This is a genomic window from uncultured Actinomyces sp. (assembly GCF_963526355.1).
Taxonomy (GTDB): Bacteria; Actinomycetota; Actinomycetes; order Actinomycetales; family Actinomycetaceae; genus Actinomyces.
This window is the reverse complement of record NZ_CAUROW010000114.1, coordinates 1-5142: the sequence shown is the minus strand read 5'-3', so window position 1 is coordinate 5142 and position 5142 is coordinate 1. Positions and strand designations below refer to the sequence as shown.

Genomic DNA, 5142 nt, shown 5'->3' with positions numbered 1-5142 from the left:
TCGACATCGTGACGCGGGTCTGCCGCGGCGGGAACCGACGGGCCCCTGACTGCGGGGCTCCGGACGTCGTCATCGGGTTCACCCCGATCCCGGCGGGCCGGCCCTCTCCGCGGTGGCGTGCGCCGTCGAGCCACCGATGGGGGAGCGGTCCGGCACGCAGGCAGCAGCCAGATACAGACTCACGTCCCCATGGAGAATCAGTAGTGCCTACTATTCAGCAGCTGGTCCGCAAGGGCCGCTCGACGAAGCGCTCTGCGTCCAAGACGCCGGCGCTCAAGGCCAGTCCGCAGCGCCGTGGCGTGTGCACCCGCGTGTACACCACGACCCCCAAGAAGCCGAACTCCGCCCTCCGTAAGGTCGCCCGTGTGCGCCTGTCCACCGGTATCGAGGTCACGGCCTACATCCCCGGTGAGGGCCACAACCTCCAGGAGCACTCCATCGTGCTCGTGCGCGGAGGTCGTGTGAAGGACCTTCCCGGTGTCCGCTACCACATCGTGCGCGGCGCCCTCGACACCCAGGGTGTCAAGGGGCGCCAGCAGGCACGTTCCAAGTACGGCGCCAAGAAGGAGAAGAAGTAATGCCTCGTAAGGGTCCCGCACCCAAGCGCCCGCTCGTCGTCGACCCCGTCTACGGCTCGCCGGTCGTCACCCAGCTCGTCAACCGCGTCCTGCTGGACGGCAAGAAGTCCACCGCCGAGCGCATCGTCTACGGCGCCCTCGAGGGCGTCCGCTCCAAGACGGACCAGGATCCGGTCTCCGTCCTCAAGCGCGCGCTGGACAACATCCGCCCTGCGCTGGAGGTCCGCTCCCGCCGCGTCGGTGGCGCCACCTACCAGGTGCCCGTCGAGGTCCGCCCCGGCCGCGCCACCACCCTGGCGCTGCGCTGGCTCGTGGACTTCTCCCGCCAGCGCCGCGAGAACACCATGACCGAGCGTCTCATGAACGAGATCCTCGACGCCTCCAACGGCCTGGGTGCCGCGGTCAAGCGCCGCGAGGACATGCACCGCATGGCCGAGTCCAACAAGGCCTTCGCCCACTACCGCTGGTAGTGCCGGAAGCAGCTCCGTACCCCACACGAACGAAGGACACCACCAGTGGCACTTGACGTGCTGACAGACCTCACCAAGGTCCGCAACATCGGCATCATGGCCCACATCGATGCCGGTAAGACCACCGTGACAGAGCGCATCCTGTTCTACACGGGCATCAACTACAAGATCGGCGAGACGCACGACGGCGCCTCGACGATGGACTGGATGGAGCAGGAGCAGGAGCGCGGTATCACCATCACCTCCGCGGCCACCACCTGCTTCTGGAAGAACAACCAGATCAACATCATCGACACTCCCGGCCACGTGGACTTCACGGTCGAGGTCGAGCGCTCCCTGCGCGTGCTCGACGGCGCCGTGGCGGTCTTCGACGGCAAGGAGGGCGTGGAGCCGCAGTCCGAGACGGTGTGGCGCCAGGCGGACAAGTACAACGTCCCGCGCATCTGCTACATCAACAAGATGGACAAGCTGGGCGCCGACTTCGACTTCTCCGTCCAGACCATCCGGGACCGCCTCCACGCCACCCCGATCGTCCTCAACTTCCCGATCGGCGCCGAGAACGAGTTCTCCGGCCTCGTCGACGTCCTGGAGATGCGGGCCATCCGCTTCCCGGAGAAGGACGCCGATGGCAAGGACACCCGTGGCTCCGTCGTCGAGTACGAGGAGATCCCCTCCGAGCTCGTCGCCAAGGCGGAGGAGCTGCGCGCCCAGCTGGTCGAGACGGTCGCCGAGGCCGACGACACCCTCATGGAGAAGTACCTCGAGGGTGAGGAGCTCAGCATCGCCGAGATCAAGTCCGGCATCCGCAAGCTCACCGTGGCCGGCGAGGCCTTCCCGGTCCTGGCCGGGTCCGCCTTCAAGAACAAGGGCATCCAGCCCGTGCTCGACGCCGTCCTGGACTACCTGCCGGCCCCGCTGGACGTCTCCGACGTCGAGGGTCACGCCGTCGGCAACGAGGAGGAGGTGCTCACCCGCCCGTCCGACGAGAAGGCCCCCTTCGCCGCCCTGGCCTTCAAGGTCGCCACCCACCCCTTCTACGGCAAGCTCGTCTACGTGCGCGTCTACTCCGGCAAGGTCTCTCAGGGCGAAATGGTCCTCAACGCCACCAAGGGTAAGAAGGAGCGCATCGGAAAGCTCTTCCAGATGCACTCCAACAAGGAGAACCCGGTGGAGGAGGCCCACGCCGGCCACATCTACGCCTTCATCGGCCTCAAGGACGTCACCACCGGTGACACCCTGTGCGCCCAGGGCTCACCGATCGTCCTGGAGTCCATGACCTTCCCGGACCCGGTCATCCACGTGGCCATCGAGCCCAAGACCAAGGGCGACCAGGAGAAGCTGGGGGTGGCCATCCAGAAGCTCTCCGAGGAGGACCCCACCTTCACCGTCTCCCTCGACGAGGAGACCGGCCAGACCGTCATCGGCGGCATGGGCGAGCTCCATCTGGACGTGTTCGTCGACCGCATGCGTCGCGAGTTCAAGGTCGAGGCCAACGTGGGCGCCCCGCAGGTCGCCTACCGCGAGACCATCCGCAAGAAGGTGGACAAGGTCGAGTACACCCACAAGAAGCAGACGGGTGGCTCCGGTCAGTTCGCCAAGGTGCAGATGAGCTTCGAGCCCCTCGTCGTCGATGAGGCGGCCGACGCCGCCGACGGCGAGAAGGCGCACTACGAGTTCGCCAACGCCGTCACCGGTGGTCGTGTGCCCCGCGAGTACATCCCCAGCGTGGACGCCGGGGTCCAGGACGCCATGCTCACCGGTGTCCTGGCCGGCTACCCGATGGTGGACATCAAGGCCACCCTCATCGACGGCGCCTACCACGAGGTCGATTCCTCCGAGATGGCCTTCAAGATCGCCGGCTCCATGGCGTTCAAGGAGGGTGCCAAGAAGGCCTCGCCGGTCCTCCTCGAGCCCGTCATGGCCGTCGAGGTCCGTACTCCCGAGGAGTACATGGGTGACGTCATCGGTGACCTCAACTCCCGTCGCGGCATGATCGCCTCGATGGAGGACGCCGTCGGCGTCAAGGTCGTTAAGGCCAATGTCCCTCTGTCCGAGATGTTCGGCTACGTCGGTGACCTGCGCTCCAAGACGCAGGGACGTGCCGTCTACTCCATGACCTTCGACTCCTACGCCGAGGTTCCCAAGAACGTCGCCGACGAGATCATCGCCAAGGTCAGGGGCGCCTGACGCCCGCACCCCGGGGGCCCGCTCCGGCTGCTTACAACCGCAGCGGGCCCCCGGTCCGGAGGCGCCCCGGTGCGCCGATCGGACTCATTTCAGTAAGATTTCCAACATCCACCAGTAGAGACTCTCGACGCCCGGACGGCTAGCATGTGTGCTAGTCGAATCCCGACGAAGAGAACTACCCGAGTCCCAGGAGGACACCAGTGGCCAAGGCCAAGTTCGAGCGGACCAAGCCGCACGTCAACATCGGAACGATCGGTCACGTCGACCACGGCAAGACGACGCTGACCGCTGCGATCTCCAAGGTTCTGCACGACGAGTACCCCGAGCTGAACCCCTTCACCCCCTTCGACGAGATCGACAAGGCTCCTGAGGAGCGCCAGCGCGGTATCACCATCAACATCGCGCACGTCGAGTACGAGACCGACAAGCGTCACTACGCGCACGTCGACGCCCCCGGTCACGCCGACTACATCAAGAACATGATTACCGGTGCCGCCCAGATGGACGGCGCGATCCTCGTGGTCGCCGCCACCGACGGCCCGATGGCCCAGACCCGCGAGCACGTCCTGCTCGCCCGCCAGGTGGGCGTCCCCGCCCTCCTCGTGGCCCTCAACAAGTCCGACATGGTGGACGACGAGGAGCTCCTCGACCTGGTTGAGATGGAGGTGCGCGAGCTCCTCTCCTCACAGGACTACGACGGCGACGAGGCTCCCGTCATCCGCGTCTCCGCTCTCAAGGCCCTCGAGGGCGACGCCGAGTGGGCCGGCAAGATCAAGGAGCTCATGGACGCGGTGGATGACTTCATCCCCACCCCCGAGCGCGACATGGACAAGCCCTTCCTCATGCCCATCGAGGACGTCTTCACCATCACCGGTCGCGGCACCGTCGTCACCGGTCGCGTGGAGCGCGGCAAGCTCCCGATCAACTCCGAGGTCGAGATCCTCGGTATCCGCGAGGCCCAGAAGACCACGGTCACCGGTATTGAGATGTTCCACAAGCAGATGGACGAGGCCTGGGCCGGCGAGAACTGCGGTCTGCTCCTGCGCGGCACCCGTCGCGAGGACGTCGAGCGCGGTCAGGTCATCTGCAAGCCCGGCTCCATCACCCCGCACACCGAGTTCGAGGGTCACGTCTACATCCTCACCAAGGACGAGGGTGGCCGCCACAACCCCTTCTACTCGAACTACCGTCCGCAGTTCTACTTCCGGACCACGGACGTCACCGGTGTCATCACCCTCCCCGAGGGCACTGAGATGGTCATGCCCGGTGACACCACCGAGATGACTGTCCAGCTCATCCAGCCCATCGCCATGGAGGAGGGCCTCGGTTTCGCCATCCGTGAGGGTGGCCGCACCGTCGGCTCCGGCCGCGTCACCAAGGTCATCAAGTGACCCGCTGACGCTCGGCCCCTCCGCCTAGCACCGGACCTCCCCGGTCGGAACGCATATTCCGACCGGGGAGGTCTTTCTTGGTCTCTCAGAAATGCTGCAGACAGGCCTGACCGATAATGCGAATAGTCGCGTGAATGACATCAATGCGGGAATGCTGTGATGTCAATGTAATGAATGACATCGCAATGCAGTAACGGACGATTTCAGAACTATTACCGTCCCTGTTTTCTTCAGGGTTTTCGACTAGTTTATCCAGTGCAACCGGGCGTGGACGCCGATACGCACAATCGGGTGGTTCCAGTGCCTTTCCGTTCTTGTGATGTGGGGACCTTCTCTTGCAGCATCGCCGTACCGTCGTGGTGTACCCGCGAAAACCGGGAATGTCGGTGACGTCGTCGAGCAGGACGGCCCCGTTCGTCGAAGAACACGCTCCCCACCCATATTTCTGCCACGCGTTTGCATCCCCGCGGCGCACAGTGAAAGGAAATCCCAACCCATGAAGTACAACGCCAGCAC

Annotated in this window: 5 protein-coding genes; 4 read left to right on the top strand and 1 reads right to left on the bottom strand. The window is 65.1% G+C overall.

Annotated elements, in window-relative coordinates:
- The first annotated feature begins 203 nt into the window (after nt 1-203).
- The 4 genes from rpsL (at nt 204) to tuf (ending at nt 4626) form a co-directional block, all read left to right on the top strand.
- Complete coding sequence (gene rpsL / locus RWR81_RS12260) at nt 204-578, top strand: 30S ribosomal protein S12 (RefSeq protein WP_003786082.1); 375 nt, start codon at nt 204-206, stop codon at nt 576-578.
- Complete coding sequence (rpsG, locus tag RWR81_RS12255) at nt 578-1048, top strand: 30S ribosomal protein S7 (RefSeq protein ID WP_003786052.1); 471 nt, start codon at nt 578-580, stop codon at nt 1046-1048. Before rpsL ends, rpsG begins: the two co-directional genes overlap by 1 nt.
- A 45-nt stretch (nt 1049-1093) precedes the next feature.
- On the top strand, nt 1094-3235 hold the full coding sequence (gene fusA / locus RWR81_RS12250) for an elongation factor G (RefSeq protein WP_314458009.1): 2142 nt from the start codon (nt 1094-1096) through the stop codon (nt 3233-3235).
- Between the two features lie 200 nt (nt 3236-3435).
- Complete coding sequence (gene tuf, locus RWR81_RS12245) at nt 3436-4626, top strand: elongation factor Tu (protein WP_314458008.1); 1191 nt, start codon at nt 3436-3438, stop codon at nt 4624-4626.
- A gap of 85 nt (nt 4627-4711) precedes the next feature.
- Here tuf and RWR81_RS12240 read toward each other — a convergent pair.
- Nucleotides 4712-5142 (bottom strand): hypothetical protein (locus tag RWR81_RS12240; RefSeq protein WP_314458007.1); only part of this gene is annotated, 431 nt, incomplete at its 5' end.

Excerpts from the sequence above, each read along its gene's own strand:
- rpsG (WP_003786052.1), top strand. The coding sequence starts at position 578 with ATGCCTCGTAAGGGTCCCGCACCCAAGCGCCCGCTCGTCGTCGACCCC.